We start from the raw sequence: 25,795 nt of genomic DNA, 5'->3' as shown, positions 1-25,795 counted from the left end.
AGATCGGAGGATTTTTATCTTCCGATTTTTTTATGTAAAATTTTATCCAATTCTCACACTGGTCATGCTCAGCGAGCCGCCGATCAATTCATCATTAAATAAAGACAGGTCATCGGTCTGGTCTTTTAGTCCCAATGTATAAATAAGGGGCAGATAATGGTCAGGGCTTGGTACGGCATACTGCAGGGCAATTCCCTGATCCTGGTACTGAATAATATTGTTGAAATTACCATCCAGCAGCCAGTTATTGGTTTTCTCGCGGGCTTCCACTGCCCAATCCCAGCCGGCTCCGACGGTGTTGATGTTTCTCCAGTCAATAAGTCTTAGGTTATGAATAATATTTCCGCTGCCAATAATCAGAATTCCTTTTTCTCTGAGTGTATTGAGTTTTTTAGCCAACTCAAAATGATATTGGGCAGGTTTTGTATAGTCGATACTCATCTGAATTACCGGGATATCGGCATTGGGATACATATGTTTAATCACAGACCATGCACCATGGTCAAGCCCCCAGCTATGGTCTTCCTCTACCGAAACGGGCATCAGCAATCCGGCTGTTTCATGCGCAAGTTCCGGGGATCCGGGAGCAGGATATTGCACATCAAATAACGCCTGCGGAAAACCTCCGAAGTCATGAATCGTCCTCGGCATTGACATGGCGGTTACTTTAGTTCCCTGGGTAAACCAGTGAGCGGAAATACAAAGTATCGCATTAGGCTTGGGAATTTCAGCAGCTGCTTTGCGGAATCCCTGCACAAACTGGTTTTCCTCAATAGCATTCATGGGTGATCCGTGTCCCAGGAACAAGACGGGCATTTTTTCGGTATTGCTGAAAAGATCACTGATGTTTTGAAGATCGTTGAGGTTCATTTTTTTATCCTATTCTTTATTAAAAAAGGTTCAAGGCTTTTGCTCCCTGAACCTTTATGTTTTAATTTATTTTTGTTGAAATTAAAAACGCTGTTGAAAAAATTAAGCTTGTTTTACAAACTGTAATTCACCGGCGATTTTTACTTCTTCGCTTACCATAACACCACCTGCTTCAAGAGCAGCGTTCCAGTTAAGTCCGAAATCTTTTCTGTTAATTTTTCCTTCGAAAGAAAAACCAGCTTTTGTATTTCCCCATGGGTCAACATTGATACCGTTGAAATCTACATCCAATGTTACAGGCTTAGTAATACCATTGATGGTAAGGTTTCCTGTTACCTCATTATTCAATGCTGAAGATTCGAAAGTAATGGTAGGATTTACTTCTGCGTTGAAAAATTCTGCAGATTTCAGGTGATTATCTCTGTCTGTATTGTGGGTAGAGATAGAATCTGTCTGAATGGTAGCGGTAGTTTTTGCATTTGCAAAAGTATCGTCATCAGCATCGATCTCTGCTGTGAAGTTGGTGAAGTTCCCTTTAATGTTAGAAATCATCATGTGTTTTACTTTAAAAGTAAGTTCACTATGTGCTGGGTCTAATGTCCATTTTGTTGCCATTGTCTTTATATTTTTGATTGTTATTAATGATGCAAATTTATATCAAGAGATATACTCAAGTCATTGACGTAGGATAAGAAATGATTTTGGTGTTATTTTAATTGATAAGTTAGGTAATATTTTCAAGCCATACCACAGAATTAAGATGTGAATCTTTTATTTTAACACTTCTTAACGGATGACATTTATTTCTTATTTTTGAGCCATTCAATTTTTATCCAATGAAATTATATAAATTATCTTTATTGATGCTGGTTTTCGGGAGTTCTGCATTTGCACAGACCCAGAAATTTACGATGGCGGAGGCTGTGAACGGACTGAGAACGAATCTTGCGGTGAAAAATATTTCCCAATTTTCCTGGTCAGGGGATGGGAAATCATACATTCAGGCTGTGAAAGGTGGTTATCTCATTACCGATCTGAAAACAAATAAACAGGACACGCTTGTTTCTTTGACACAGCTGAACAGAAATCTTGCAGACAATAAACTTAAAGCCGTTCCGCAGATCAAATTTATCAGCAATTCGAAAGGGTATTTCAATAAAGAAGGAAAGATGATCTGGGTTGAAAAATCCGGAAACGACTGGAAAATAAAAAATCAGATCGAAATAGACCAGAATGCTTCCGATCTGAAAGTTTTTGGGGATAACGAGACTTTTGCTTTTACGGTAAAAAATAATTTATTTGTTAATAAAAACGGTAAAACGATCGCCGTAACGAATGATACTGATGAAAATATTCTGAACGGTGCCTCCAATGTACACCGAAATGAGTTCGGGATTGATACCGGAATTTTCCCGGCCCCGAATTCTGAAAGTGTTGCCTTTTACAGAATGGATCAGACCATGGTTGCGGATTATCCGATCATCGACTGGTCGGTAACGCCTGCCGTGAATCACAACATCAAATACCCGATGGCCGGGCAAACGTCTCATCAGGTGACTTTGGGTGTTTTTAACATCAGAACACAAGCGACTACATTTCTCAATATTGAAGGAGAAAAAGATCAATACTTAACGGCAGTGACCTGGAGTCCTGACTCTAAATACATTTTTGTAGGTGTTCTGAACAGAGGACAAAACCACATGAAAATGAATCAGTATGATGCTGCTACAGGAAATTTGGTAAAAACGCTTTTTGAAGAAACCAGCGACAAATATGTTGAGCCGCAACATCCGCTTACCTTCTTCCCGAATTCTACTACGGATTTTATCTGGCAAAGTCAGAGAACGGGTTACAACCATCTTTTTCACTACAGTCTGGAAAAAGGTCTTGTTGCCCAGATCACGAAAGGAGACTGGCTGGTAACCGATATTTTAGGCTTTAACGAAAAGAAAAAGGAAATTTATTTTGCGTCCACAAAAGAAACGCCGCTCGAAAAGCATTTGTACAGAATCAACTGGGCCAACTTCAAAATGCAGCGTCTGGATAATACGGAAGGAGTTCACACCGGTATTTTAAGTACTGACGGAAACCATCTTTATGATATTTATACGAATGCAAATACGCCGAGAGTGGCCAATATCATCAATACAAATACGCTGAAATCCACAACTATTCTTACCGCAGAGAACCCGTTGAAGAATTACCAGCGTCCGGAAATTAAAAATGTAGTCTTAAAAGCTGACGACGGAACTCCGCTATACGGAAAGATCATCCTGCCGACTAATTTTGATTCCAATAAAAAATATCCGGTAATTGTTTATTTATACAACGGACCACACCTGCAGCTTGTGACCAATTCATTCCCTGCTTCCGGAAATCTCTGGTATGAATATATGGCGCAAAATGGGTATATTATTTTCACAATGGACGGAAGAGGTTCTTCCAACCGTGGATTAAAATTCGAGCAGGCTGTTTTCAGAAACCTGGGAACTACTGAAATGAATGATCAAATGAAAGGTGTTGATTACCTGAAATCTCTGCCATATGTAGATGCAACGAGAATGGGAATTCATGGATGGAGCTTCGGAGGATTTATGACGACAAGTTTCATGCTTCGCCACCCGGAAGTTTTCAAAGTAGGTGTTGCCGGTGGACCAGTAATTGACTGGAGCATGTACGAAATCATGTATGGAGAACGATATATGGATACACCACAGGAAAATCCGCAGGGATATGCTAAAGCCAATCTGTTGGATAAAGTACAGAATCTGAAAGGAAAACTTCTGATGATTCACGGTGCGCAGGATGATGTGGTGGTGTGGCAGCATTCGGTTAAGTTTATAAAATCTGCGGTGGACAATGGTGTACAGCTGGATTATTTTATATACCCGGGGCACCCGCACAATGTAATCGGAAAAGACAGGGTACATTTAATGCAGAAAGTAACAGATTATTTTGATCAGTACCTGAAAAAATAATCCATATCATACAATGAATTTTACAAGGCAGAATACTTTCATACGGCTGATTCGTTGAGGTTTTCTGTCTTTTTTATAAAACTCTTATAACCAACGGAAACAGCTTAAAATTAAATATTAATTCCTTTTATGAATAATAAAAAAATAGAAAGGATTCACTTCCATACTTTTGATTCACTGAGATTTTTTTCTTTTCTATTGGTATTCTTTTTTCATGCAGGAGTTCCTAAAGATCATTTTCTAAATTACTTTTCACGAGGAGCAATAGGAGTTGCATTCTTTTTTGTTTTAAGCGGTTTTTTAATCACTTACATATTGCTGGTTGAAAAATTAAATAATCATAAGATTGATCTCGGAAACTTTTTCAGGAGAAGAATGTTGCGAATATGGCCATTGTATTATCTTATGGTTTTGTTTGCTTTCTGCACCCCTTTTTTGGTTAAATTATTTCATATTCCGTCTTCCGATGCCGGTTTCGCGCCCAACTGGCTGATGGTAGTCACTTTCCTTGAAAATTATCAGGTCATGTACAAAGGAGGGCAGCCGAATGTCTCGCCGCTTCAGGTAATATGGTCACTGTGTGTGGAAGAGCATTTTTATCTGATTTGGGGGATTGCGATGTATTTTATCTCAATTAAAAATATTCCCAGGCTTCTCATCACCGGTATCATTACAGCTTTTGTATTCAGAATTATTAATATGCTCTCCGGAGTAAGAGATTGTGATGTGTTTTCGAATTTAGATTACTTTGCGCTTGGTGCGATTCCGGCATATATTTTCGTTTTTAGAAAAGACATTATAGAAAAGCTTGAGAACATCCCTGCCATTTATAAATACATCTATTTTCTGATCGTAATTTTGTGTATTATGATGCCTGAAGATGGTCTTATTTTTAAATATTTTAATTTCCGACATATTTTCTTTGCTATTCTTTTTTCAGTGCTCATTCTTTTTACCTTGGGAAATAAAAACGTATTTAAAATTTCAGATAAAACTATTTTTGCAAAACTCGGAAAGTATACGTACGGATTGTACTTGATTCATATGATGCCCGTGATGCTGGTCAGAAAAATCGGAGAAAATTACCATTGGGATTGGAAGATCGTTTTATCTTTAACGTTTTTGCTTACAGCTGTTCTTGCCTATTTATCCTATCATCTTTTTGAAAAACAATTTCTGAAACTCAAAAAGAAAGTGAAGGAATAGTCTTGTCCTTTCTTATCAAACATCAATGTGCCTGATTTTTGACTGTGTTATCTTTGTAATATAAAATCAACAATATGGAATTAGGAATTGGAATGTTTGGCGACTTAGGTTTCGACCAAAATACCGGAAAATATAAAGATGCAGGTGTGAAAATCCGTGAGATCATCGACCAGGTAAAACTGATGGATGAAGTGGGAATTGATGTTTTTGCCATGGGCGAACATCATCGTCCGGACTATGCGGTTTCTTCACCCGAGATTGTGCTGGCTGCTGCGGCAAGTGTGACCAAAAACATCAAGCTGGCAAGTGGTGTTACTGTACTAAGCTCATCAGAACCCGTTAAAGTATATGAAGATTTTTCAACACTGGATTTGATTTCAGATGGCCGTGCAGAAATTTTTGTAGGGCGCGGAAGTTTTATTGAGTCTTTTCCTCTTTACGGATATTCTCTGAATGACTACGAAGAGCTTTTTAATGAAAAGTTAGAATTGCTGTTAAAAATCAATTCAGAAGAAAACGTTTCCTGGTCAGGAAAGCTTCGTGCTCCGATGCAGAATCAGACGGTTTATCCAAGAGCAAAAAACGGCGGAAAACTTCCAATCTGGAGAGCGGTAGGCGGAACTCCGCAATCTGTTCTGAGCGCTGCAAAATTAGGAATGCCTTTAGTGGTAGCAATCATCGGCGGGATGCCGATACAGTTTAAAAATCTTATAGAATTTTATAAGCAGGAATATCTTAAAGCAGGTCACTCCGAATCGGAAATGCAGATTGCTATTCATTCGCATACTTTTGTGAGCGATGATAAGGATGTGATAGACGGATATTTCAACAATTATAAATCACAGATGGACAGGATCGGGTCATCGAGAGGCTGGGCTCCATTTACCAAAATGCAGTATGAAGGCGGAAGAAGCAAGGATGGTGCTTTATTCATAGGAAATACCAATGAAGTTGCCGATAAAATTGCTTATATGAAAGAGATTTTCGGAATTACAAGATTTATTGGCCATATGGATGTTGGCGATCCGGCTGATGATATTATGAAAAAATCAATCGAACTGTTTGGCGAAAAGGTTGGTCCACAGGTAAAATAATACAACAAGAGGCTGTCCTAAAGTTTGGGCAGCTCTTTTTTTTTCACCAAAAATGAACAAGTAGTTTTTATGCTCCGGAGGAGCAATATCTGTGTAGCTGAAAAAAACAATACAATATTGTAAGCACGCCGTAGGTGTGCTATGATTAAAAAACTAAAAAGTCTTACTAAAGAGACTATCTAAACTTCTCGGACAACTTTTTTAATTTATGCGTTAGGGGAAAATTTAGCTTTGTATTCATTCAGAAGTTCGGCAAGCTTTGTGGCAGACATTCCATAGGTGTCAGGAAGGCCTCCCTGTCTCAGTTTCGTTTTGTTACCCACCAGAGCTTTATTAAGGTCAAAAACCACAAGCTTGTTGAAAGCGATCCATTTTGTTTCAAAGGTATTGACGGAATGCCACGGAATAAAAGTAACCCTGAAAAGATTTTTCATTTCAATTCCCTTCTCGTCGATCTTGAGATAAGAAGAGCCGGGAATGAGGTTGAGAAGAAAAACCACAAAGCACATTCCGAAAAAAACAATATTCAGAATCGCAATGAGTTTATTTTTGTCTAAAAGGGAAATTCCTAAAATAACAAAGCCAATGCTGATCATCAGTAAAATACTGCTTTTTACTTTTCCGGGTTTTAAAATAAGAGGTAAATTTTGCATGATAATTTTATTGATTTAAATGTAATAAAGTCTTTAGGTCTAATTCAGTTTAAATAACCTCGATAAGGCTGCCTCTTTCCTCATCTTTAATGATATTCAGTGATACGGGGATTTTTTCTTTAAGCTCTTCAACATGAGAAATGATGCCTACAATTCTGTTTTCCTTCTGAAGGTTGACCAGTGTTTCAAACACAATATTCACCGATTCCAGATCCTGTGTACCGAAGCCTTCATCAATAAAGAAGAAATTCTTTTCCGCTTTTGCATTGCTCTGAACACTTTCTGCCAGTGCAAGGGCAAGACTTAAAGAAACCTGAAATGCCTGTCCGCCGGAAAGGGTTTTGACACTTCTGCTGCGGCCCTCGTTGAGGTAATCAATAATTTCAAAATCATTATTATCGTTCAATTGCAGGCTGAGCTGATTTCGCGTCATCCTGTGAAAACGCACATTGGCATGATCACAAAGCTGACGAAGGTAAATGGATGAAACATATTGCACGAATCCTGCTCCTTTAAAGAGGTTCATCATGATCTTAAGATTATCCGCACGCTTTTGAAGCTGTGCAAAAGTTTTTAAAAGATCTTCTTTCTTCTTAAATTCTTTTTCAAGCCTTTCAATTTCCGCCTGAATTTTTACCACCGAATCATTGGCCGTTTTTACCTCAAGCTCAAAAGAGGCAAACTGTATTTCAACAGCTGAAAATTCTTCATGATCAAAAGTGAAATCTTTTAATTTGTATTCCAGCTCAAGGATGCTGTTCTTCAGCGTTTCAAAAATGATTCTGAATTGCTGAATAATATTCTTTTCTTTCTGAACATCAATTTCTTCAGCTAGCGTTTCCAGTACCTTATGCAAATCAAACTGCTGCTCTGCAAGAGCCGTTTCTATTAAAAGAGTATTGTCCGCAATTTCTTTTTCCAGTTCGGAAATGCGTTTTTCCAGCTGGGAAACAATGGTTTTATGTTCAGCTAGTTTTGGCGAAATTTCCTTTTCTTCTTTCAGTAATTGCTGGTAATTCTGTTCAGTTTCTCGATTGGATGTGGCCAGCTTATTGAAAATTTCTTCTACTTCTGCAACTTCTTTTTCAGCATAATTATTCCATTCCAGCACTTTGAGGTTGGATTCATTCGTCCTGATCTGCTCTTCTTTTTTCGCTTCATCCAGCCTGAATTTTTCCAGCGCTTTATTGTAACTGTCGAGATTGCTTCTTTCTTTATCAAGGTTTTTCTGCTCCTGGCTGATCTGCAGATTCAGTTCTTCCATTTGCTTTTCGATCGCGAAAGAATGCTGTCTTTTGGCTTCAAAATCACTTTCATTATCTGCCTTAAATTCTTTCCAGATAAAATTCTGATGATGAATTTCCATTTGAATCTGAATCTGTTTTACCAGTTCTGTTTCAGATTTCAGCTGTTCTTCAAAGATTTTTTTTCTATCAAGAATCTTTTCCGCTTCTGATAACTGTTTCTGAATATGCTCTTTCTGATGATCAATGTGGTCGAGCTGTAGCTGAATTTCATTTAACTCTGAAGTGACATCATCATATTCCACAATATTCGGATGCTCCAGAGCTCCACACAGCGGGCACGATTCTCCTTCATGAAGTTCACTGGCAAAATGAGCCAGCTTCTGCTGAACTGCCAAATGATTTCGCTTTTCTGAAAGTTTTTTCTTTTTGTTTTCTAAATTTTCGATCTGAATCCTGAAATCATCTTTAAAGGTTTCGGGATTGACTTTTAAAAGCTCCAGCTCTTCAGAAATTCTGCGGATTTCAAAATTTTTAGCATCCGCTTTTTTGATTTGTCCGCTGAGGTTTTCCTGCAGTTTTTTGTTTTCGTGAAACCAGTTTCCTACGTTGACTAACAATCCGGGATCCAGCTTTCCCGGCTTCAGCAGTTCGGCATTTTTAGAAAGTTCTTCAATTTTTTGCTGAATCATTTTCTGGTGAGCCTCTACTTCTTTTACTTTTTGGGAACCGTTTTCCGTTCTTTCTTTTAAGGTCTTGATTTCATCAGAAACGTTCATCATCTGAAGGATCAGACCTAAATCATTTTCCTGCGTTTTAGATTGTGGCAAGGCTTCATACTGAGGCTGGAGGGATGTAAGTTTGCCTTTAAGCTCATTAAACTGAAATTCGGTGGTGTTGAGAATTTTCTCCTGACGTTCTTTTTGCTGTTGCTGTTCCGAAATCTCCTGAGCAAGTTTCTTTTTTTCCGAAAGAAGAGGTGTGAAAATCCTTGATATGCGGTCGTAGATTTCCGTTTTTGTTTCCAGAATATCTATTTCAGATTTTTGTTGGGTGACTTTCTCAAAATCATCTTTTTTCTGATTTAATAATTCAAAATCATCTTTTAAACTTTTCAGTTTGATATATTTTTCTTCGGTTTCGCGGTATCTTTTCAGTGTTTCCTGAAACTTAAGTTCTTCAAGGCTTAAATTTTCTTTTTTGATTTTAATCTGTTCCTCTGTAATTTCCTCAAATCCTTTCAACTGACCTTCCAAGTAATCAAGCTCTGATCTGTTTTTGGTATTAATCAAAGAAACATTATTCTGAAGGTCAAAACGCTGAAGCCCGAAAATTTCCTTCATCATGTTGGTGCGTTCAGCCGCACCCAGTTCCAAGAACTCTTTAAACTGACCCTGTGGAATGATGATGGTTCGTTTAAAATTAGCATAGCTTAAACCTACAATCTGTTCCGCATTTGAATGGTCAAGCGGAATCCAGTTTTCATTTTTCCATTCATAAAATGTGACTGAAGGTGTTTTTACATCTTTAAAATTTTTAGAATTCCTTCTAAATTCTCGGGTGGCCCGGTATTTTTTATTTTCGTAATTGATGAAATCAAACTCGATGTACGATCTGTTCGATTTCAGATTCATCATATTATAAGCACGCTTATCTCTGGCGTTGAGCCTTTCCGTCTCTCCGTACAGGGCAAAAGAAATAGCTTCCAGAATCGAAGACTTCCCGGAACCGACCGCTCCGAAAATACCAAAAAGCCCAGCTTCCGTCAGATTTTCAAAGTCTATTTTCTGGCGCTCCTGATAAGAATAAATCCCTTCTAAAGTAAGTTGAACAGGAATCATGGGCTAAGGATTAATAATTTCGTTAAACAAATCGATAAGTTCCTCATTAGCCTCCTGACCACCATTTTTAGATTTAAAATAATCTTTGAACAAAGACTGAATATCCTGACTGAGGTTGATATCCCGAAGCTGATTTTCATGTAATTCCTGATTTTTAATTTTCGGAATGAGGTGTACGATTCCGCTGTGAGTCTGATACAAAAGTTTTCTCTCATCGGCTTTTAAAAAGCTTTCACTTTCCAAAGTAAGCTCTACAAAGGTGTCCTGATTTATAGTGAGCCATTCTATCGTTTTTTCGATACAGTCGAAACTTTTTCTCTCCAGGCATTTCCCGTTTTTGATCGGAATTTTTGTAAACTGAACGGGTTGATTGGGTTCTGCTTCAATGATGGAAATATGTTTAGTCTGTCCTGCTTCACTGAAGCTGTAGCAAAGCGGGGAAGATGAATATACTACAGGTTTCTCGTCCGTTCCGATGTTCTGAAAACGGTGAAGATGCCCGAGTGCCGTATATTGAATCTGATGAGGAATGATTTCTGAAAAAATAAGATCTGCATTTCCTATTTTGAGCGGCTTTTCGCCTTCGGGTTCGTCCAGCAGGGGAGCTCCTTTTTTGTTCATGTACAAATGGGTCATGAGTAAATTGACTCCATTTTCATCGCAGAATTGATCTGCATTTTTCTGCCAGTGTTCCGCAAGAACCTGATTCAGTTCTGCTTCTTTATCTTCACCCAAATATTGTTTCAGCCTTATTTCATTGGCATAAGGCGTATGAAGAATTCTTACCGGAAAATCATGATTTTTTAAGGTGAGTTCAATAAATCCTTCCGCTGATTTTGAGATTTTAAAATGCTCCAGTTCAAAAGGATTGATGATCGCTTTGGGATGACCGATCAGGATAATACCGCATTCACGGGCCAGAGGATCGGGAGCATCGATAAGGCTGGGAGAATCGTGGTTTCCTGAAATGGCAATGACAGGGCGCTTTCCGTTTAATGATAACCGTTTTAAGGTTTGATAAAACAGTTGAACAGCCTCCGTTCCGGGATTAAAGTTGTCAAATAAATCTCCGGCAATGAGAACAAGATCAACCTTTTCTTCATCGGCGATCTGTACGAGCTCGTCCATCACCAGAATCTGCTCTTCCAGTCTTGAAAAGCGGTCGAGCCGTTTACCCAAATGCCAGTCGGCAGTGTGCAGAATTTTCATCCTGTAAATTTAAAGAAGATAAATTGAAAGTAAAGGTTGCGGCTTGAAGTTTATTCTCAGCGGATGATGTGAAAGTTGGTTCTAAAATATATTTTGTTGTTATAGAATTGTTTGTCGTGAATATAATTTAATGTCTATTTTTACCAAATGGAACAGCAATCTAAAGATCCGCTTCATGGAAAAAGACTTGATGCCATTCTTGAAGAACTGGTAGAATATTACCAGGGCTTTGAAAGATTGGGTGAGCAGATCAACATCAAATGCTTTACAGATAACCCGAGCATCAGCTCGTCATTGAAGTTTTTACGAAAAACGCCGTGGGCAAGAACCAAGGTGGAAAGTCTGTATCTTTTTATGCTGAGTGAGAAAAAAAGAAGGGACGCTAGAAACCAGAAATAGAACGCCACGGATACTTCTTTACGGCTTACTCTTCTGTCGGTGAATTCAAAAACAGTATATTTGTATCGTTAATCGTGAGATTCACGAAAAAAAAGAAAAAAATATGACAATCGAAAACAATCATGTTGTAGCTGTAAGTTACATACTTCACACCATCGAAGAAGACGGAAGTAAAATTCTTGTAGAAGAGACCACCGCAGAAAATCCACTTACGTTTTTATACGGTGTTGGAATGATGATCCCAAAATTTGAACAAAATATTCTGGGATTAAAGGCTGGAGATAAAGCAGCATTTGTAATTCAGCCGGAAGAAGCTTATGGTGAAAGACAGCCTGATGCCATTGCACAGTTGCCAATCGATATGTTCCAGGAATCCGGAACACCGCCGGTTGGAGCTATTTTGCCATTATCTGATAATCAGGGAAACAATTTCCAGGCGTTTGTGGTAGAGGTTACACCGGAAGCGGTAATTGCAGACCTTAATCACCCAATGGCAGGGAAAGTTTTGGATTTCCAGGTAGAAATTTTAAATACACGTCCTGCAACAGAAGAAGAGTTGTCACATGGTCACGCACACGGGATCGACGGAAACGAAGCTCACTAACCAAAATATGAATGTCCGGTTTTGCCGGACATTTTTATTTTATGATAAAACTTTTACAATCAGCTTGCCGGATAAACAGCTTCGATAAAGCAATCAACCACTTCGAATGGGGAACCAACCATTCCGAATGTACAATCAAGCATTTAGAAGAGGTAATCAACTACTCCGCAGTGGCAATCAATTACTCCGAATGCACAATCAAGTGTTTAGAAGAGCCGATCAACCAGTCCGAAAAGCCGATCAACCAGTCCGAAGAAGCAATCAAGTGCTCCGAAGAGCCGATCAAGTACAATTTGTTATCTTTCAGTATTTTATGGCGTATTTTAAAAGAATGTATCTAATGAAGAACATAACATGATGTAGGCAAGGTTCCGATGATATTTTAACCATAAAAAATTATTTCTTTGGAGGAATAACGGAAGGTGGGAGCCTCCAAATTCACATATAAGATAGAAAATCAAAGATTTTCATTAGCATTTATTAATCTATTCTTTATGATCTCTTGTCAGAATGAATGCAACAGTACTATTCCAGGAATTCTCCGGTTGCGTAAAACCATCGGTTTTGGATCATTTTAAATGTTGACAACTCGTGATGAATTTGAGGGTCTCCATTTTCATCGGTATAAAAGGCTTTAAATTCTACTTTATTGACGGCGGGTTTTGCTACTATTTCCAGTTTTGCCCATGTATTGATTTCTCCCCATTCCTGTAAATCCTTTTTATTGTGATATTTTCTCTTGCTGGGCAGCGTAGTTTCCATCAGATAATTAGCATTCGGAATGGCAAATGCAGAAAACCGGGAACGCATAAGTGCTTCTGCGGTCGGCGCATTCTTTTCTCCGGTATGATACGGTTTACAGCATTCTTCATAAATTTTTCCGGAACAGCAGGGACAATTCATTTTTTTATTTTAAGACACAAAATTACACGAATTATTTTCACGGAGTCCACAAAAGTTCGTATCAATTGGGGAGGTTTTTACGGGGCTTGATTTTCGATATAATTTCACAGTTATTAAATCTGCGTTATCTGCAAAATCAGCGGGAGAAAAAGCGTCATCGTGAAAATACATACCATTAATATTTAGAACTAAAAAAAGCATCCAAAAATGAATGCTTTCCAAAACTATTTAATAAAACCTCTGTTTCTCAATAAAGGCTTAATATCCGGATCATGTCCTGTGAAATCTCTGAATGCCTGATTCAGATCTACCGAATTTCCCACAGACAGAATATACTTTCTGAAGCGGTCCCCGTTTTCTCTGGTTAGTCCGCCGTTGTCTTTGATCCATTCCCAGGCATCATTATCCAGAGTTTCAGACCATAAATAAGCATAATACCCTGCAGAATAACCGCCTCCCCAAATGTGCGCAAAATAAGGAGTGTGATATCGTGGAGGAACTGTTGCCAAAGTAAAGCCATGTTTCGCTAATGATTGCTTTTCGAAATCTAAAACAGGAATCAATTCACTTTCATTGGTTACAGTGTGCCAGTCCATATCCAATTCGGCAGCGGAAACCAATTCTGTAGTCATATAACCCTGATTGAAAGTTGAGGCCTTTTTTATTTTATCAACCAATGTTTGTGGAATCGGCTGTTTGGTCTCGTAATGCAAAGCGTAATTTTTCAAAACGACAGGATCTAAAGCCCAGTGTTCATTAATTTGTGAAGGAAATTCCACAAAGTCTCTCGGAACATTGGTTCCTGATAGCGAAGGATATTTCTGGCTGGCAAACATTCCATGGATTGAGTGACCGAATTCATGGAAAATCGTTGAAACATCATCAAAGCTTATTAAAGAGGGCTTTCCGGGAGCCGGTTTCTGATAATTGTAGCAGTTTACGATAACAGGTTTTGTTCCCAATAAATAAGACTGCTCAACGAAGTTGCTCATCCAGGCACCCCCGTTTTTAGAATCTCTTGTGTAGAAATCCAGGTAATAAATTGCAATCGATTTACCGTCATGGTCAAAAACTTCATAAGTTACTACATCAGGATGGTACACTGGAAGGTCTGTTCTTTTCTTGAACGTCAGTCCGTAGAATTTTTCGGCTGCGAAGAAAACGCCTTTTTCCAGAACAGTAGTAATTTCAAAATAAGGTTTTATCTCGCTTTCGTCGAGGTCAAATTTGGCTTTTCTAACCTGTTCAGCATAGAAGTTCCAGTCCCAAGGTTCCACTTTGAAGCCGCCGTTTTGTTGATCGATAAGGTCCTGAATATCTTTTGCCTCGCGTGTCGCTGTTTCTACAGCCGGTGTTGCAATCTGATTCATTAAATGAGTGGCTGCTTCAGGCGTTTTGGCCATCTGATCCTGAAGTTTCCATTCAGCGAAACTTTTCTTACCTAAAATCTGTGCTTTTTTAAGCCTTAACTTCGCCAATTTTTCAATCGTTTCTCTGGTGTCATTTCCGTCACCTTTTTCAGCTCTCGTCCATGATGCCTTAAACAGTTTCTCACGTGTTGATCTGTTTTTCAGATTTTGCAGAAGTGGCTGTTGGGTTGTATTTTGTAAAGCCAATAAATACTGGCCCGGTTTTCCGGCATTTTTAGCATCGCTTGCAGCTGCAGCAATTTCATCAGCCGAAAGGCCGTCAAGTTCTTTAACGTCACTAAAGAAAACACCTCCCTGTTTTCTTGCTTCCAGTAATTTATTGGAATATTGGGTAGACAGTGAAGCCAGTTCCTGGTTGATCTGCTTTAGTTTTTCTTTGTCAGCAGCCGAAAGATTTGCTCCTGCAATTTCAAAATTTTGCTTGTAATATTGTAAAAGTCTTTTGCTTTCAGAATCTAAACCATTTTCCGGAATTGCTTTTATCCTTTTATAAAGATTCTCATTAAGATACATTTTATCCGAATGTGCTGCGAAGATTGGTGCATATTCTTCATCCAAAGCCTGTAGCGTAGGATTGGTATTGGCACTTGTCAGGTTGGAAAATACGATCATTGCCCTTTTCAGAATTTCGCCGCTTTTTTCCAGGGCTACCAGCGTATTGTCGAAAGTAGGCGCTTCAGGATTGTTGGCAATCTTCAGGATTTCAGCATCATGTTGCTTAAGTCCAAAATCAAATGCAGGTTTAAAATGTTCGTCTTTAATTTTATCAAATTCCGGTGCCTCATACTGAAGTTTGCTTTTCTTCATAAAAGGATTTGACGAAAGAGAAGCGTCCGGAGTAGGAACTTCCTTTTGGGTTTCGGTACTTTTCATTGTTGTACAGGATTGATTAAATGCTAATGCAGAAATTAATAATACTGATGAAATCTTCTTCATAAACGATTTATTAATAATGCCTAAAGATATTAAATCTTATGTTAAAAAGAGCAGGAATTAAATCTTATCATCAAAGAAAAAGAGCTTTTCCGAAATAAGGAAAAGCTCTCATATTAAATTGAAAAATTAAAGGAGTCTTATATCTGTTTTGGTGCAGGAACGGTTGATGTCGCTTTCCGGGAAAGCAGTACCGCCACAATTTCAAATGCGCCCACAATTACATGAGGGAGATATACTCTGTCACTAAAACCAAACAGCCATGGTGACGTCAGTAATAGGATTCCGGCTAAAAAGTCGATTGTAAGATGTACTTTATAAGGAATCATTCTGGCCACAGAATATTCATAATTGGTCAGAAGACTATACAAGATAGTTGATATTCCAAGAATGACCGGAATCGTTGTAGCTGCGCTGTCATCAGCAAATCCCAAAAGCCACGGAGCGGCAATTAACAATATACCTACAAGGTAATCCAAAATAGCGTGAGTTTTTGATGAAATCATAATCAATATTTTTGTAATGTGTAGGTCTATTAGTTCAATACTTATACCATTGAAAGGTAAATTGTGGTATAAGTTATTGATTTTTAAATGGTTTTATCACTTAAGCAATAGAAAAATAATATCCGAAAAATGGTTAATATGATCCGGGTCTTATTTATATCAACAGCAATGTAATATTTTTTATAAATTAGTTGTTAATAAATAAGTAATCATAAAATTCAACTGACTATGAAATCAACAAAACTTTTTATTTTTTCAGCATTTGTACTTCTGGCATCATGTGATGGCAGGAAAGATAAAAAACACGGTGATAACGGAGACGGAAGCTGGGTGAAAGACGTAGTTTCAACCGATCACGGACCTATTCAACAGAAGCAGGTAACCGGAAATTTTGATGAAATCGAAGTTTCCCAGGCTATTGAAGCTGAAATTATAAAATCTGACATGGAAAAAGTAGTGGTTTCTGCTCCTGAAAATATTATTGACGATGTGTTGGTTGATATCAGTGGAGGCAAACTACACATCCATTATAAAAAAGGAATCAGGGTGATGAATAACCACAATGTTTCTGCAAAGATTTATACTAAAGATTTTACTAAAATTGAAGCCAATTCCGCGGCAGGAATTACAATCAAAGATAAATTTGTTCAGGAAAAAACAGATATCGAAATATCGAGCGCAGCATCTGTAAGCGGAAATCTTGAAGCCAATGATTTTGAAATTTCTGCAGGAAGCAGCAGCAGCTTTTCAGGAAAAATATGGGCTGTAGATCTCGATATAGAAGCCTCATCAGGATCAAGTTTAGATCTTTCAGGTAAAGCAAAAAATGCTGAAATTTCGTCCTCATCAGGAAGCAGTATTTCTGCTAAGAATGTTACAGCTGACAAGGTGAAAGTAGACGCATCCAGCGGTGCAAGCGTAGATATCAGCGCGACATCATCTATTTATGCAGAGGCTTCCTCCGGCGGCAGCGTAAGTGTATACAAAAAAGGAAATGTAACCTCAGTAACGAAAGAAGAAAGCAGTGGTGGAAGCGTAAATATTCAATAATCATTTATCTCCTTCATCCTCATCATCATTGGAGGAATCTTCCCATTGCCTATTTTCAAAATTAAGATTATCATAAGCCAATAATTCCTCCTCTCGCTGGAGGATTTCTTTTGTGGTAAAAAGATGAATTTCATCGTCTTCCTCTGCCTTCGCCAGCTTTCTAATAGATTGTTTGTCAATAGCCATAAATCTTTGTCCGAGCCGTCTGGCGGCATACTTCCGCATACCTGTTTCATGAAGGACGTCTACAGCCATATCAACGGCTGTACCAAGTGTTTCACGATAAATGTTATTGATCCCGTTATTCAGATAATTATAAGCATCGATTCTGTTTTTGGCCCGCACAAATATTTTTACGTTGGGATAATGATCGCGTACCACATCAGCAATAAATTTATTGTCATCAGGATCATCAAGGCAGAGTACAAGTATTTCAGCATCTTCAATCCCGGCTGCGCGTAAAGTGGGAATTTTAGTGGCGTCACCATAATAAACTTTAAAGCCAAAGCTTCTTAATAACTTTACCCGGTCAGAGTCTCTGTCCAACACCGTGGCGGATATTTTATTAGCCTTTAAAAGTCGCCCGACTGTACTTCCGAAATGCCCAAAACCAACAATGATAATCTTCTTTTGCTTAACATCGCTGTCTAAAATATTGAAATTATTTTCAGGGTCCGGAACTTCTTTGATGAATTTTGGAGTAATCAGCTTGTCATTAATAATCAAAAGAAATGGTGTAATACACATCGTAATGGCTGTAACGGCCATCATCTGGGCGTTGAGCTCCGGACTCAACAAATAAAGATTTGAAGCGTAATTGATCAGTACAAATGCAAATTCTCCCACCTGCGAAAGGGCAAATGCATAAAAGAGACTTTGGGGCGTATCAATCTTGAAAAACCTGCCAATTGCAAATAAAACAATAAACTTAATTACTAAAACGGCAAAAACAGTACTGAAAATAAATAAAGGATCTTCCTGAATGATATTAAAATTCATAGTAGACCCGACACTTACAAAAAAAACAGCAAGCAATAGACCTTTAAAGGGATCAATCTGAGCCTCAAGCTCGTGCCGGAATTCACTGTTGGCCAGCATTACTCCTGCGAGAAAAGCTCCTAAAGCCGGTGAAAGACCAATGGCCACCATAAGTTCCGAAACTCCAATGACCAGGAATAGGGAAGAAGCAGTCAGTAATTCCGTCATTCCTGATTTTGAAACATATCTTAAAAAAGGGACAAAAACATATCTTCCCAGTAATATTAATAGGGCAACTCCTAAAATCACAGTTGCAAACTGCATCCACTCAGGCAGTGTCTGAATCAGTACCTGAATTTCATTATCATGATGTCTTGCTTTGTAATGCGCAATCAGCGGGAGGATCGCCAAAATAGGAATCACTGCAATATCCTGGAACAACAGTGTGGAAAATGAAGCTTCTCCTGCCAGTGTTTTTAAATTATTTTTTTCCTGTAAAGTCTGTAAAACAATAGCCGTAGAAGAAAGGGCAAAGCACATGGCAATAGCAATGGCTTTATCTAAAGGCCACCCGACCATTATAAAGACAAGGAAAAGCAATGAAATGGTAAGAAGCATCTGACTAAGACCCAACCCGACAATTTTCTTCCGCATTTCCCAGAATTTCCGGGGTTCAAGCTCGAGTCCGACAAGAAAAAGAAGCATGATTACGCCAAATTCACTGGCATGCATAATGTCGTTAACATCCTTTCCTGTCAGCCTTAAAACATAAGGGCCAATAATAATTCCCCCTGCAATATAGCCAATTACAGAACTTAGTCCGAATTTCCTCGCCAGCGGAACCATAATAATGGCAACGCCCAGGAATAAAAGTGTATTCATGGCTAAGCTTGTTTCCATATTTTATTGATTGAGTAGTTCCGAAAATTCCTGCTTGTGTAAAATAATTTCTTTTTTAGAAAGTTTATTGGCTTCGTAAACGATTTTGATATTTTTGATATCTGCTTTAAATACATTCAGAGATACGATAAGACCGCTGATCAACTCTTCGACCGTAAACTTGTACGTTCCTTCTTTGTGAAATGATCTTTCTTTTCCGCCTGTTGTGACCAGGATATAAACTTCTTTTCCCTGTAATGGATTGTAATTATCTTCTTTAAGCCAATCGCGATCAAAAACTTCATCGATCCAGAGTTTTAACAGGGGTGGCATGCCGAACCAGATGAGAGGAAACTGAAAAATAAAACGTTCATAATTCTTTATTCTTTTCCGTTCCCTGAATGCTGCAATATGAAAATCAGGATATTCTTCGTAAAGATCCCGAAGGGTAAAATGTTGTTGACGAACATAGTAATTAATGAGCTCTGCATTCGAATTTGAGTGCTCTAAATAAGGATGCGCAAAAACTACCAATGTCTTCTTCATAAACCTGTTTTCAGTAAATATAATGAAAAAGTTTTAAATTAAAAACAGTTTTAAGGCAGGTTTATTAATTTTTTAATATCAATAAATCATATTTTAGCTAATGAACATTAAAAAAGTGTGCAAAAAATGTCTTTTTACGAAATGAATAAGTAATTGGTATAATATCAGACAATAAAAACCTACCAGCCACCAGAAGCGCCGCCTCCGCCAAAGCTTCCGCCTCCGCCAAAGCCTCCAAATCCGCCGCCTCCAGAGCTTCCGCCGCCAAATCCACCACCCCCGAAACTGCCCGGGAAAGGAAAAAATCCACCAGGATAGTTTCTTCGGCCTCTTCTTGAAATAATGACATCGTCGTCATCACCATTTCCGCCTCTTCCGCCACCTCGGCTTCCGAAAATTATAGAGAAAATGATGAAGATGACAAAGGCAATAATCATGATTTTAATAAGGCCTCCATCGCCGTTTTTTTTGTGTTCTTTTAAAGGTTTAAATTTACCCTGAACGGCTTCCATAATTGCAGACGTTCCGCGGTCGATTCCTTCAAACCATTCGCCCTGCTTAAAATGTGGAGTAACAATATAATCCAGAATCTGGCCTGCCACGGATGCTGTTAAGTACTGCTCGACTGCACGTCCCTGCTGGATCGACATCGTGTGGTCTTCGCTGGCGATTAAAAAAACGACTCCATTGTCAACATTTTTCTGCCCGATACCCCATTTTTCACCAAACATGGTAGCAAGAAAATTAACATCTTCTCCCTGTGTCGATTTGATGATAATAACTTCAATTTCAGTTGAAGTAGAGTCTGAGAAAGCAATAAGCTTTTTATTAAGATCATTTTTTTCCTGTTCAGAAAGAAGGTTAGCCTCATCAAAAACCGGATACAGTACTGCTGGCTTTTTAGGAATAGAATACTGTGCTGATACGAATGTGTAAAAGCATATAAGGATGAATGAAAGTACTAATTTAAGAGAACGTAATTTCATTAGACAGCTGGTTGGGGTTTTCTCCTGTGACAGGAAAATGTTTTTTTAGTTCAAGACCGGTTTCCAGAATGGCACTTTTCAGCGCTTTGTAGTAATTTCCTTTGGAAAATTCAGAAGTAATATAGTCGTGCAGATGATCCCAGTAAGACTGACTTACCTTTTCATGAATACCCGTATCACCTATAATGGTAAGGTATTTTTGTTCAAAATTAACATGGAAAAGAACTGCATTTTTTTCAGCGGTCTTTCCCATACATAATTCCTCAAATACCTTGAATGCCGTTTTTGCATTGTCGTTGTCTGTATTCGAATCGATATGTACGCGGATTTCGCCGGTAGAATGTTCTTCTGCTGACTGAATAGCTTCCACGAGGGAAGCTATCTGTTGACTTGTTAAGAATTTACCGGCCATTTTACTCTGTAAATACTTCAGGCGCTTTTTCAGCTCCAGCTTCTGCTTTGAAATATGGTTTTTCTTTAAAATTGGTAAAGTTTGCCAGGATATTGTTCGGGAAAGTCTTAATCGATGTGTTATAGTCCTGAGCTGCCTGGTTGTAATATACCGTTTCTGTACGGATGCTGTTTTCAATAGCCGTATATTCTCTCTGGAAATTAATGTATTGCTGATCCGCTTTCAAATTAGGATAAGATTCCACAACAGCCATTAATCTGCTTAATGCTCCGGATAATTCACCTTGTGCAGCCTGGAATTTTGCCATATCCTGTTCTGTCATATTCGTTGGATCGATGTTCACAGAAGTTGCTTTTGATCTTGCTTCAACAACTTTTGTCAAAGTTTCCTGTTCAAATTTCGAATATGATTTTACTGTTCTTTCAAGATTAGGAATCAGGTTGGCTCTTTTCTGGTATACTGTTTCAATATTAGACCATTTGGTATTGACATTCTGTTCTTTCGTTACAAAATTATTGTAGCCGCTTTTTCCCCAGAAGAATAAAACCGCAACGATAATCAGAAGAGCAATGCCGATAGTTCCGGCGCTCAGACAGCCTCTGTTTTTCATAGTTTAATTTTTTTAAAAATTTTTTGTGCTAACCAAATATACAAATTATGTGCTAATTTTGTAAAAAATAATTTTAATGACAACAATCGTCGTGGCAATGGGAGAGAAGAACGAAATTGGTTTTGAAAATCAGTTACTTTGGCATCTTCCGAAGGATTTAAAACATTTTAAAGATCTTACATCGGGACATCCGGTGATCATGGGAAGGAAAACATATGAGAGCATTGGAAAACCGCTTCCCAACCGTACAAATATTGTTGTATCAAGAAAAAGCGACTGGTTTCAGGAAGGAATTCTTATCGTAGGAAGTATTAAGGAGGCTATAAAGTTTGCGAAAAAGATTGATGAAGAAGTTTTCATTATCGGAGGCGGAAAAATTTATGAACAGACGATGGATATTGTTGACCGACTGGAAATTACCAGGGTGAAAGCTGATCTTGAAGCTGATACTTATTTTCCAAATATTGATGAGAAGATATGGAAAAAGACCAACGAAGTTTTCCATGAAAAAGACGAAAAGAATCAGTATGATTTTTACTTTCAGACCTTTGAAAAGATTAATGTTTAAGTTATTAGTTCAGAGTTTAATGTAAAACTTTAGACGTTGAACCATAACCCCTAAATCATAAATTTCTTATCTTTGCACTTCTAAAATTTAATAATGAATAAGTATATAAAAATTGCCGTTGCTGCAGTTCTCATACTTTTGGGACTTTTTATGATGATTTTTACGAGAAATCTGGGTTGGGGAATTGTTGTCTTTCTTCTGGCAGCAGCTCCGATTTTACTTTTCTTTAAAAATGAATATATCCTGCTGGCTTTTTGGCAGCTGAGAAAACAGAATATGGAGAAAGCAGCAGACTGGCTGAAAAATATTTCGAATTATCAGATGCAGCTTCACAAATCCCAATATGGTTATTATCATTATCTGATGGGATTGACGCAGGCTCAGGATCATCCTACAAAAGTGGAACCTCTGATGAAAAAGGCGTTGGAATATGGCCTTAACATGAAGCATGACAGAGCTATGGCTACTTTAAATCTTGCTGCTGCAGCCATTTCTAAAGGAAGAAAGCAGGAAGGTCAGAAATTGCTGGAAGAAGCAAAAAGATTAGACAGTGCAGGAATGATGACCGACCAGATCAAAATGATGAAAGAGCAGCTGAAAATGCCTTCTATGCAAAAGCATATGCATAACCCGAACATGAGACAACGAGGGAAATTCTTTTAAGAAAATTTAAATTAAATATAAATGCATTTGAGAAATCAGATGCATTTTTTTTAGGCTTAATTTAAATCAGATAAATAGGTGAGGAAACTGATATTTATAGTTCTTAAATAAATTTCACAATGGTTAATTACATTTCAGAATTATTGTGATCATACCCGTAAAATTTAGGAATCTGCCAATGGTATTTTACAGCCAGCGTTCTTATAGCAACGATCAGAAGTATGGTGAAGATTTGTATGATCGTGTAAGTGAGTGTTGTGAATTTAGTCAATAGTAAGAAAGCAGAACCGCCTACGATACACGCCGTTGCATAAATCTCTTTCCTGAAAATTAATGGAATTCTATTAAGCAGTATATCCCGGATAATTCCTCCGAAACAACCAGTGATGGTTCCGAGTCCGATACAGATCAAAGGATGTATATTTTCGCTCAACCCTTTCTGGATACCGATTATGGTAAAAAGCCCCAATCCGAAGCTGTCAAAAATAAATAAAGTAACTCTGAAATTTTTCTCAAAAGATTTAAAGATCATTGTGAAAATGCTGGTCAGGATAATCAAAGCGCAGGTCAGAAGATCATGCATCCAGAATACCGGAATATCAAGGAGTAAATCCCTTACAGTTCCGCCACCCACAGAAGTAACAAAGGCGATAATCAGTACCCCGAACGGATCAAGCCGTTTCTGCATGGCAGCAAAGCTTCCCGACATTGAGAAGGATATCGTTCCAAGAACTTCTATCGCAAAATTAAACTGTTCGTGCATGTTTTATGAGTAATGAGTAATTGGTAATAAATAATATCAATTATATTGTTATTTGGGACAACTTAAATTTATATGATGTCATTACTTTTACCAATTCATTACATTCGTTTTTTAAGTCGAGAATTTTTTCCTGATTTAAATATTTTAGCTCTTCAATAAGTTCAAGCCAGAATTGAGTTTCGTCAATTTCTTCAACGACAATGCATATTTTGGCAAATTTTTCCTTTTCAGATCTTGCTCTTGAAACTGCTCTGTAGTTGGCGGCCACTGAAGTTGAAGATCTTATGATTTGCTTTCTGATTACTGAAAGATCGTCGGAATAAGGTAATGGAGACAATGATTTAATAATGGCAATAGAAAAATTCTTTGTTCTGTCCCTAAATAGCTGATTAAAATTCATATTTAAAAATTACTTATTGCCGATTACTTATTACTCATCTTTCAACTCTCACCGAATCCGGGACCAGTAGTTCGTATTCGCCGCCGTGGTTGATGATTTCCCGTACAATGCTGCTGCTGATAAAAGATTTTCCGGATGAAGTCAGCAAAAATACCGTTTCGAGTTTTTTATGGGCCAATGTTCTGTTGGTATGGGCAATGGCCTTTTCAAATTCAAAATCTGCAGGATTTCTTAATCCTCTGATGATATACTGGGCATCTTTTTCAAAACAGTAATCAACGGTTAGCCCTTCAAAATAATCAACCTCTACATTTGGAAATTCGGCAACGGAATTCTGTATAAACTCCATCCTTTTTTCAAGAGGAAACATGTATTTTTTCTGAGAATTCTGCCCGATGGCAATAATGAGTTTATCAAAAAGCGGAGCTGCCCGTTCTATGATATCGTAATGTCCTAACGTTATAGGGTCAAATGACCCGGGAAAAACAGCAATTTTCATGCGTGATAAAGTTATAAGTTATAAGCTAATAATTAAGAGTGTATTTTTACTCTAATGGTTAACTTCTAATATCTAATTTCTTTTGTTTAAAGCTTTTTCAACCTCATTTCCACAAAGGTCGGTGATGGAAATTCCATAAATCTTTGCCTGCTGCGGAAGGATACTGGCCGGAGAAAATCCGGGGTTTGTATTCATTTCCAGCATATAAGGAATTCCGTCCATCAGAATAAATTCGCTGCGTGAAAAACCGCTCATCCCCAGAGAGTTGTATGCTTTTTTTGCGATTTCCTCCACGCGGATTCTTGTTTCGTCGTCAATCCTTGCGGGGGTAATTTCTTCAGAAGCGCCTTCATATTTAGCCTCATAATCAAAAAACTCATTTTTAGGAACAATTTCCGTGATTCCTAAAACGATAGTTTCTCCTTTATAATCAATAACTCCTACTGAAACCTCCATTCCATTAAGGAAACTTTCAATTAAAATTTCATCATCTTCTTTAAAAGCAATTTCTGTAGCTGCAATGAGTTCAGATTTTTCTTTAACTTTTGAAATTCCCAGAGAAGATCCCGACTGATTCGGTTTTACAAACACAGGTAAGCCGAGATTATCTATGATCTCATCAACATTGATGTTTTCCCCCTTTCTTAAGTACACACTTTTTGCGGAAGGAATACCATATTTTGAAAGTACCGCTAAAGTATCTTTTTTATTGAAAGTAAGAGCACTCTGGTAAAAATCACATCCGGTATATTTCTGTCCGATAGCGTCCCAGTATGCCTGGAGAATTCCATTTTCACCCGGTGTTCCGTGAATAATATTGAAGCAGACATCAAATTTTAAGGTCCTGTTATTATCTAAGGCTACTGTAAAATCACCTTTGCTGATCGGAAATTTGTGATTGTTTTCATCTAAAAAATACCATTCATCCTTAAGAATAATCACTTTATATACATCATAAAGATTTCTGTCCAGAGAATCATAGATTAATTGTCCGCTTTTTAATGATACAACATATTCATCAGAATAGCCTCCCATCACTACGGCAACACTTTTTTTGCTCATATTTGTAAAGTATCAAGTAAGGCAAATTTAATGAAATTATACGCTTGGGGGAGGAAATTGAAAATAGTTTTTTTTCTTAAAGAAAATTTTTTTAATTTGGAACAGCGGATTCCGAAAAGCTTATAGAGTAGGAAAACCAAAAAAAATATTTTATGAAAAATTTAAAAAAACTTTCAAGAACACAATTAAAAAGTGTAGTCGGAGGGCGTGCTTGTAGTATTGCAATTCAACAAAGTAATGGTACCTGGGTAACTCATTCCGGTAGTTGTGCCTATCATATGGGAAATGCTAATGAAGGAACCGGATATGCGCAAGGTAGTCACTATTGTAACATAGGTGATGGTAAAATATATCATTTGACATCAAATGGAGGTGTTAGTCATTGCGATGATTAAAAAGAATAAGTTGGGTATTTCCTAGTCATGGTCGGAAGAAATTCCGACCTTTTTATGTTTTGAAAACTTTTGTGGGATCCCCTCCCGCAAATACGATTAAAATAGCAGTAATCA

At 37.8% G+C, this 25,795-nt stretch carries 27 protein-coding genes; 10 read left to right on the top strand and 17 right to left on the bottom strand.

Annotation, left to right across the window (positions count from 1 at the left end):
• Positions 1-42: 42 nt before the first annotated feature.
• Together ygiD and BMW64_RS19805 are read right to left on the bottom strand one after the other, a co-directional pair.
• Entirely contained in the window at positions 43-870 is an 828-nt protein-coding gene (ygiD, locus tag BMW64_RS19810) for a 4,5-DOPA-extradiol-dioxygenase (protein ID WP_090002349.1), read from the bottom strand.
• A gap of 102 nt (positions 871-972) precedes the next feature.
• The gene (locus BMW64_RS19805) at positions 973-1,485 is read right to left on the bottom strand and encodes a YceI family protein (RefSeq protein ID WP_042722281.1); all 513 of its coding nucleotides are present in this window, start codon (positions 1,483-1,485) and stop codon (positions 973-975) included.
• 221 nt (positions 1,486-1,706) lie between these two features.
• Between BMW64_RS19805 and BMW64_RS19800 the strand changes: the two genes are divergently transcribed.
• From BMW64_RS19800 to BMW64_RS19790, 3 genes are all read left to right on the top strand, one after another.
• A complete protein-coding gene (locus BMW64_RS19800) occupies positions 1,707-3,848 on the top strand; it encodes a S9 family peptidase (RefSeq protein WP_228400980.1) in 2,142 nt (713 codons plus the stop codon).
• A 129-nt stretch (positions 3,849-3,977) separates the two neighbouring features.
• Complete coding sequence (locus tag BMW64_RS19795; protein ID WP_090002346.1) at positions 3,978-5,054, top strand: acyltransferase family protein; 1,077 nt, start codon at positions 3,978-3,980, stop codon at positions 5,052-5,054.
• Positions 5,055-5,128: 74 nt separating this feature from the next.
• The gene (locus BMW64_RS19790; protein WP_090002344.1) at positions 5,129-6,148 is read left to right on the top strand and encodes an LLM class flavin-dependent oxidoreductase; all 1,020 of its coding nucleotides are present in this window, start codon (positions 5,129-5,131) and stop codon (positions 6,146-6,148) included.
• Between the two features lie 206 nt (positions 6,149-6,354).
• On the opposite strand, the gene BMW64_RS19785 is transcribed toward BMW64_RS19790, so the two are convergent.
• Genes BMW64_RS19785 through sbcD form a run of 3 tightly spaced genes read right to left on the bottom strand, consistent with a single transcriptional unit; the run spans position 6,355 to position 11,095 of the window.
• A complete protein-coding gene (locus tag BMW64_RS19785; RefSeq protein WP_090002342.1) occupies positions 6,355-6,801 on the bottom strand; it encodes an STM3941 family protein in 447 nt (148 codons plus the stop codon).
• Positions 6,802-6,850: 49 nt separating this feature from the next.
• Entirely contained in the window at positions 6,851-9,886 is a 3,036-nt protein-coding gene (locus BMW64_RS19780) for an AAA family ATPase (protein WP_090002340.1), read from the bottom strand.
• Positions 9,887-9,889: 3 nt separating this feature from the next.
• A complete protein-coding gene (sbcD, locus tag BMW64_RS19775) occupies positions 9,890-11,095 on the bottom strand; it encodes a metallophosphoesterase family protein (RefSeq protein ID WP_090002338.1) in 1,206 nt (401 codons plus the stop codon).
• 147 nt (positions 11,096-11,242) lie between these two features.
• Here sbcD and BMW64_RS19770 point away from each other — a divergent pair, with 147 nt between their 5' ends.
• The 3 genes from BMW64_RS19770 to BMW64_RS19760 all read left to right on the top strand — a co-directional run bounded on the left by BMW64_RS19770 (position 11,243) and on the right by BMW64_RS19760 (position 12,439).
• Complete coding sequence (locus BMW64_RS19770; RefSeq protein WP_090002336.1) at positions 11,243-11,494, top strand: VF530 family protein; 252 nt, start codon at positions 11,243-11,245, stop codon at positions 11,492-11,494.
• A gap of 103 nt (positions 11,495-11,597) precedes the next feature.
• Entirely contained in the window at positions 11,598-12,098 is a 501-nt protein-coding gene (locus BMW64_RS19765; protein WP_090002334.1) for an FKBP-type peptidyl-prolyl cis-trans isomerase, read from the top strand.
• Between the two features lie 41 nt (positions 12,099-12,139).
• The gene (locus BMW64_RS19760) at positions 12,140-12,439 is read left to right on the top strand and encodes a hypothetical protein (protein WP_090002332.1); all 300 of its coding nucleotides are present in this window, start codon (positions 12,140-12,142) and stop codon (positions 12,437-12,439) included.
• Between the two features lie 184 nt (positions 12,440-12,623).
• On the opposite strand, the gene BMW64_RS19755 is transcribed toward BMW64_RS19760, so the two are convergent.
• From BMW64_RS19755 to BMW64_RS19745, 3 genes are all read right to left on the bottom strand, one after another.
• The gene (locus tag BMW64_RS19755) at positions 12,624-13,001 is read right to left on the bottom strand and encodes a YchJ family protein (RefSeq protein WP_090002329.1); all 378 of its coding nucleotides are present in this window, start codon (positions 12,999-13,001) and stop codon (positions 12,624-12,626) included.
• 224 nt (positions 13,002-13,225) lie between these two features.
• Positions 13,226-15,367, bottom strand: coding sequence for a M3 family metallopeptidase (locus tag BMW64_RS19750; protein WP_090002327.1), 2,142 nt, complete (start codon positions 15,365-15,367; stop codon positions 13,226-13,228).
• A gap of 137 nt (positions 15,368-15,504) precedes the next feature.
• Positions 15,505-15,870 (bottom strand): SPW repeat protein, encoded by a 366-nt coding sequence (locus BMW64_RS19745; protein WP_177175335.1) that lies wholly within the window; start codon positions 15,868-15,870, stop codon positions 15,505-15,507.
• Positions 15,871-16,098: 228 nt separating this feature from the next.
• Between BMW64_RS19745 and BMW64_RS19740 the strand changes: the two genes are divergently transcribed.
• Positions 16,099-16,920, top strand: coding sequence for a GIN domain-containing protein (locus tag BMW64_RS19740; protein WP_090002323.1), 822 nt, complete (start codon positions 16,099-16,101; stop codon positions 16,918-16,920).
• Here BMW64_RS19740 and BMW64_RS19735 read toward each other — a convergent pair whose 3' ends face one another.
• The 5 genes from BMW64_RS19735 to BMW64_RS19715 all read right to left on the bottom strand — a co-directional run bounded on the left by BMW64_RS19735 (position 16,921) and on the right by BMW64_RS19715 (position 21,331).
• On the bottom strand, positions 16,921-18,798 hold the full coding sequence (locus BMW64_RS19735) for a monovalent cation:proton antiporter-2 (CPA2) family protein (RefSeq protein ID WP_090002321.1): 1,878 nt from the start codon (positions 18,796-18,798) through the stop codon (positions 16,921-16,923).
• 3 nt (positions 18,799-18,801) lie between these two features.
• A complete protein-coding gene (locus BMW64_RS19730; protein ID WP_090002319.1) occupies positions 18,802-19,323 on the bottom strand; it encodes an NAD(P)H-dependent oxidoreductase in 522 nt (173 codons plus the stop codon).
• 179 nt (positions 19,324-19,502) lie between these two features.
• Positions 19,503-20,309: a TPM domain-containing protein gene (locus tag BMW64_RS19725; RefSeq protein ID WP_090002317.1), complete on the bottom strand. Its 807-nt coding sequence runs from the start codon at positions 20,307-20,309 to the stop codon at positions 19,503-19,505.
• The gene (locus BMW64_RS19720) at positions 20,290-20,721 is read right to left on the bottom strand and encodes a TPM domain-containing protein (RefSeq protein WP_090002315.1); all 432 of its coding nucleotides are present in this window, start codon (positions 20,719-20,721) and stop codon (positions 20,290-20,292) included. The genes BMW64_RS19725 and BMW64_RS19720 overlap by 20 nt, the downstream gene beginning before the upstream one ends.
• Before the next feature lies 1 nt (position 20,722).
• Positions 20,723-21,331 carry a LemA family protein gene (locus tag BMW64_RS19715; protein ID WP_090002313.1) on the bottom strand — a complete coding sequence of 203 codons (609 nt, stop codon included), beginning with the start codon at positions 21,329-21,331 and terminating at the stop codon, positions 20,723-20,725.
• Positions 21,332-21,407: 76 nt separating this feature from the next.
• On the opposite strand from BMW64_RS19715, the gene BMW64_RS19710 reads away from it, so the two are divergent.
• Both BMW64_RS19710 and BMW64_RS19705 read left to right on the top strand, forming a co-directional pair.
• On the top strand, positions 21,408-21,899 hold the full coding sequence (locus BMW64_RS19710) for a dihydrofolate reductase (RefSeq protein ID WP_090002311.1): 492 nt from the start codon (positions 21,408-21,410) through the stop codon (positions 21,897-21,899).
• Between the two features lie 93 nt (positions 21,900-21,992).
• Positions 21,993-22,562, top strand: coding sequence for a hypothetical protein (locus BMW64_RS19705; RefSeq protein ID WP_090002309.1), 570 nt, complete (start codon positions 21,993-21,995; stop codon positions 22,560-22,562).
• A 127-nt stretch (positions 22,563-22,689) separates the two neighbouring features.
• Here BMW64_RS19705 and BMW64_RS19700 read toward each other — a convergent pair whose 3' ends face one another.
• The 4 genes from BMW64_RS19700 to BMW64_RS19685 form a co-directional block, all read right to left on the bottom strand.
• Positions 22,690-23,325 carry a trimeric intracellular cation channel family protein gene (locus BMW64_RS19700; protein ID WP_090002307.1) on the bottom strand — a complete coding sequence of 212 codons (636 nt, stop codon included), beginning with the start codon at positions 23,323-23,325 and terminating at the stop codon, positions 22,690-22,692.
• Positions 23,326-23,365: 40 nt separating this feature from the next.
• Entirely contained in the window at positions 23,366-23,725 is a 360-nt protein-coding gene (locus tag BMW64_RS19695; RefSeq protein WP_090002305.1) for a four helix bundle protein, read from the bottom strand.
• Between the two features lie 34 nt (positions 23,726-23,759).
• Complete coding sequence (coaD, locus tag BMW64_RS19690) at positions 23,760-24,224, bottom strand: pantetheine-phosphate adenylyltransferase (protein WP_090002303.1); 465 nt, start codon at positions 24,222-24,224, stop codon at positions 23,760-23,762.
• A 72-nt stretch (positions 24,225-24,296) separates the two neighbouring features.
• Positions 24,297-25,286, bottom strand: coding sequence for a D-alanine--D-alanine ligase (locus BMW64_RS19685; RefSeq protein ID WP_090002301.1), 990 nt, complete (start codon positions 25,284-25,286; stop codon positions 24,297-24,299).
• Between the two features lie 152 nt (positions 25,287-25,438).
• On the opposite strand from BMW64_RS19685, the gene BMW64_RS19680 reads away from it, so the two are divergent.
• Positions 25,439-25,681 (top strand): bacteriocin-like protein, encoded by a 243-nt coding sequence (locus BMW64_RS19680; protein WP_090002299.1) that lies wholly within the window; start codon positions 25,439-25,441, stop codon positions 25,679-25,681.
• Positions 25,682-25,795: the final 114 nt, after the last annotated feature.

Origin of the sequence: Chryseobacterium taichungense (genome assembly GCF_900109935.1) — a bacterium.
GTDB classification, from domain to species: domain Bacteria; phylum Bacteroidota; class Bacteroidia; order Flavobacteriales; family Weeksellaceae; genus Chryseobacterium; species Chryseobacterium taichungense.
This window is presented reverse-complemented; position numbering and strand designations above follow the sequence as displayed.